Raw genomic sequence first — 4,157 nt, 5'->3', positions numbered from 1 at the left:
CTGGAGCCGCAAAGCGGCTCCAGGGGCTCCGGTTCATTTGTACCGGCCCAACTGCCAGAAGGCCACGGCGCTGGCCGCCGCCACGTTAAGGGAATCCACGCCGCGGGCCATGGGGATGCAAACCGTATAGTCGCAGTGGGCCACCGTTCGGGGGGAAAGGCCGTCCCCCTCGGTGCCCAGGACGATGGCCAGCTTTTCCGCGGACACCAGCCGGGAGTCCTCGATGGAGAGGGCTCCGGGGCTCAGGGCCATGGCGGCGGTCTGAAAGCCCAGGGCCCGCAGGCGGGCAAGTCCCGGCTGGGGCCAGTCGGCGGAGCGCGCCCCGATATAGGTCCACGGGATCTGGAACACGGTGCCCATGCTGACCCGCACCGCCCGGCGATGGAGGGGGTCGCAGCAGGTGGGAGTGACCAGCACCCCGTCCATGTGGAGGGCTGCCGCCGAGCGGAAGATGGCCCCCACGTTGGTGGGGTCCACGATGCCCTCCAGCACGGCCACCCGCCTGGCGCCGGCGCACAGTTCCTCCACGGCGGGCAGAGAGGGGCGGCGCATGGCGCACAGTACCCCGCGGGTCAGCTCGTAGCCCGTCAAGGCGGCCAGGGTGTCCCGGCCAGCAGTGTAGAGGGGCACGTCCCCGCAGCGGGCGAGAATGTCCCGGGCGGGGCCCTCCAGTTGGCGGCGCTCCATCAGCAGGGAAACGGGCTCATATCCGGCGTCCAAGGCGTGGCCGATGACTTTGGGGCTCTCCGCGATGAACAGGGCCCTCTCCGGCGCGCGGCGGCTGCGGAGCTGGGCCTCGGTCAGGCGGGCGAATACGTCCAGTTCGGGGGCGGAGAGGTCGGTGATCTCGATGATGTGGGGCATGGTGTCCACCTCGCTTATTCTTGCTTGCCTTCATTATACCGCCGTCCGGGCGGAAGGGCAACGGAAAACAGCCGCGCCGCCTCCCGGCATGGGAGGCGCCGCGTGGGTTACAGGAGCATCCCGGCAAAGCACTGGCAGGCCAGAAACAGGATGCCGGCGGTGACCAGGGGGGCCAGCCGTCCGGATGGGCCGGAGGCGAGGCGCTCCCGCAGGGAGGTAAACAGGAAGGTTAGAGCGCCGAAGGCCGCGCCGCCCACCACGGCAAAGCGCACGGCCTCTGTCCCGGCGGTAAGCCCGGCGGCCCAGGGGAGCAGGCCAAAGGTGAGGGCACCCAGCAGGAGAGTAAGCCCCCAGTTCCGGCGGGGAACGCCCTTGGAGAGATAGGCCTCCGCGGCCAGGGCCAGCAGGGAGCAGGCCGCCGCCGCGGGCAGGCCTACGGCGGGGAGCACGGCGGCGGGCAGGAAGACGCGGTAGAGAACCGCCGCCAGGCAGCCCAAGCCCACCACGGCGGCCAGGGCGGTATTCAGAGTATATTTCTCTTGCATGGCTTAACCTCCCCACTCGGTTGCGCTGGAGCTGACGTCCGCGCCGGTGACAAAGGCGGAGGCGGAGTTGACCGCCTTGACCACCGCCTTGGAGGTGACGGTGGCGCCGGTGAGGGCGTCCACGTTGTCCCCTACGGCCAGCTCGCCCCGGCTCCAGATGAGCTGGGAGAGAAAGCCTGCGTCGGACAGGGCTTCCGCCCCAAGGCCGAAGGTCTCCTCCATCTCCCGCACCACCGCACCCACCACGGCGCCGTCAAAGTCCACGGCCACCAGCATGGTGATATCTCCGGCGTAGCCGGCGGTGACGGTCTCGACAATATAGCCGGTGGAACCCCGGTGGACAGCGGCGATGGCGGTGTCCTCACCGTTGTAGGCCTCCTCGGTGAAGGGAGCGCCGCCGGGGAGCAGGGTGTCGAAGAGCCTGGCCTGTTCGGCTGCGGCGTTCTCCGCCGCCGTGGGGGCCAGTCCCGCCGAAAGGGCCAACAGGAGCACAAAGACGGCGGCCAACACGGCCACGGGCTTGATCAGGGCTTTCACATTCATCCGGCCTTTCCTCCTCTCACAGCGCCGAAGCGCACCGGCGGCAGGGCCTTGTCCAGCGCCCAGGCGCAGGCGTTCATCAGCAGAATGGCGTAGGTGACCCCCTCCGGGTAGAGCCCGAAGTAGCGGAACAGCACGGTCAGCGCGCCGCACCCCACGCCGTAAACCAATTGGGCCGCGGGCAGAGCGGGGGAGGTGGCGTAGTCGGTGGCCATGAACAGGGCGCCCAGCATCACACCGCCGCCCAGCAGGCTGTAGAGCATCCAGGCAACGGGGTCCTCCCCCTTATAAAATACCAGGGTGAGGAAGGCTACAGTGCCCAGGTAGGCGGCGGGGATACGCCAGGAGATGACCTTCCGCCCAAGCAGGATGGCACCGCCGATCAGCAGGGCCAGGGCGGAAACCTCTCCGATGCAGCCGCCAATGTTCCCCAGGAGCATGTCGGCCGGGGAGGCCGTGGGCAGGGCGGGCATCACCATGTCGTGGAGAGGGGTGGCGGCGCTCACCACGTCGGCGGTGGAGCCGAAGAGGGGCAGCTCCGCCCCGGCGGGGGCGTAGCGTACCAGCCAGGCGGGCCACAGCAGCATCAGGAAGGCCCGGGCGGCCAGCGCGGGGTTGAAGATGTTCTGGCCCAGGCCGCCGGACAGGCCCTTGACCACTACAATGGCGAATACGCCGCCTACCGCCGCCAGCCAGTAGGGGGCAGTGGCGGGGAGGGTGAGGGCCAGCAGCAGCCCGGTGACGGCGGCGGAGCCGTCCGCAATCGAGCCGGGGGACTTGGTGACGGCCCGGAAGGCCCACTCGGAGGCCACGCAGGAGGCCACGCTCACCAGGGTTAGCAGCAGGGCCCGGAGACCGAAGAACCATACCCCGGCCGCCAGGGTGGGCAACAGGGCGAGGAGCACCGTGCCCATCAGGCGGCGGGTGGTCTCCCCGCTGCGGATGTGGGGGGAGGAGGATGTGATCAGCTTCACGGACGGATTCCCTCCTTTAAGGCTTGTTTCGCCGCCCGGAACCGCTCCGTCAGGGGGAGCTGGCCGGGACAGGTGTAGGAGCAGCAGCCGCACTCGATGCAGTCGGTGACGTGGAGGGCCTGGAGGGCGTCCAGATTCCCGGCGGCCTCGTAGCGGTAGAGGTACAGGGGCTGCAGGTGCATGGGGCAGACCTCCACACACTTGGAGCAGCGGATACACACCGGCCGCTCCGGTGTGGGATTGGCGCTGGTGAGGCAGAGCACCGCGTTGGTACCCTTGAGCACCGGGGCGGCCAGTTCACCCTGGGCCGTACCCATCATGGGACCGCCGGAGAGCACCTTACAGGCGTCCTCCGTGAGGCCGCCTGCGGCCTCGATGACCTGGGCAAAGGGGGTGCCGATGCGGACAATCAGGTTTTTGGGCTCCTTTACGCCCTCGCCGGTGACGGTGACGATGCGCTTGGTTACCGGCTTGCCCTCGTACACCGCCCGGTAGACGGCGGCCACGGTGCCTGCGTTAAACACGGCGCAGCCCACAGAGAAGGGCAGATGGCCCGGCGGCACCTGCCGGCCGGTAACGGCCTGGATGAGCTGTTTCTCCGCCCCCTGGGGGTAGCGGGTGGGCAGGACGGCCAACTCCACTCCCGGCCAGTCGGGCAGGTGCCTGCGCAGGATGGCGATGGCCTCCGACTTGTTGTCCTCCACGGCGATCACCCGCCGGTCGGGATGGAGAGCGGCATCCAGCGCAGCCAGTCCCCGGAAAATCTGTTCCGGATAGCTGCACAGCAGGGCGTCGTCGGCGGTGATGTAGGGCTCGCACTCACAGGCGTTTACCAGGATAGTGTCCACCCGCCCCTGGGCGGTGACGGCCTTGATGTCGGTGGGGAAGGTAGCGCCGCCCATGCCGACGATACCCGCCTCCCGGATGATGGAGAGAATATCGTTGGGGGAGAGCCCCTCGTGGGTGGCGTGAGGCTCCAGTGCTTGGGCGGGGGTGTCCTGGTAGTCGTTGTCGATGACCACCGACAGTACGGCCCGGCCGGAGGGGTGGGGGCGGGGCTCTACGGCGGCCACGGTGCCCGACACCGAGGCGTGGATGGTGGCGCTCAGGCCTTCGGCATCGCCGATCTTCTGGCCCAGCTTCACTGACTCTCCCGCCTTGACCAGAGGGGTACAGGGCTTGCCGATGTGCTGAACCATTGGGATGACGACCTGGCTTGGAAGGGGGGCGGGGG

The 4,157-nt window shown here is 68.9% G+C and carries 5 protein-coding genes; all 5 read right to left on the bottom strand.

The annotated features are described in order from the left end of the window. Window positions 1-33: 33 nt before the first annotated feature. The gene (locus tag ACESY8_RS03255; protein ID WP_044940569.1) at window positions 34-864 is read right to left on the bottom strand and encodes a TrmH family RNA methyltransferase; all 831 of its coding nucleotides are present in this window, start codon (window positions 862-864) and stop codon (window positions 34-36) included. A 107-nt stretch (window positions 865-971) separates the two neighbouring features. Then, window positions 972-1,409, bottom strand: coding sequence for a hypothetical protein (locus ACESY8_RS03250; RefSeq protein ID WP_021631049.1), 438 nt, complete (start codon window positions 1,407-1,409; stop codon window positions 972-974). Between the two features lie 3 nt (window positions 1,410-1,412). Beyond that, window positions 1,413-1,952, bottom strand: coding sequence for an FMN-binding protein (locus ACESY8_RS03245; protein ID WP_009256680.1), 540 nt, complete (start codon window positions 1,950-1,952; stop codon window positions 1,413-1,415). Further along, window positions 1,949-2,923: an RnfABCDGE type electron transport complex subunit D gene (locus ACESY8_RS03240; RefSeq protein WP_054339496.1), complete on the bottom strand. Its 975-nt coding sequence runs from the start codon at window positions 2,921-2,923 to the stop codon at window positions 1,949-1,951. The genes ACESY8_RS03245 and ACESY8_RS03240 overlap by 4 nt, the downstream gene beginning before the upstream one ends. After that, a partial coding sequence (rsxC, locus tag ACESY8_RS03235) for an electron transport complex subunit RsxC (protein ID WP_498794617.1) occupies window positions 2,920-4,157 on the bottom strand: 1,238 nt, incomplete at its 5' end. The genes ACESY8_RS03240 and rsxC, both read right to left, overlap by 4 nt.

Source organism: Clostridium sp. ATCC BAA-442 (genome assembly GCF_964239415.1).
GTDB lineage: Bacteria > Bacillota > Clostridia > Oscillospirales > Oscillospiraceae > Flavonifractor > Flavonifractor plautii.
Note: the sequence above shows the minus strand (reverse complement) of the source record. Positions and strands in the feature narration are given on the sequence as shown.

Coding starts and splice junctions, on each gene's coding strand:
- ACESY8_RS03250 (WP_021631049.1), bottom strand. CDS start 1,409: ATGCAAGAGAAATATACTCTGAATACCGCCCTGGCCGCCGTGGTGGGC.
- ACESY8_RS03255 (WP_044940569.1), bottom strand. CDS start 864: ATGCCCCACATCATCGAGATCACCGACCTCTCCGCCCCCGAACTGGAC.
- ACESY8_RS03245 (WP_009256680.1), bottom strand. CDS start 1,952: ATGAATGTGAAAGCCCTGATCAAGCCCGTGGCCGTGTTGGCCGCCGTC.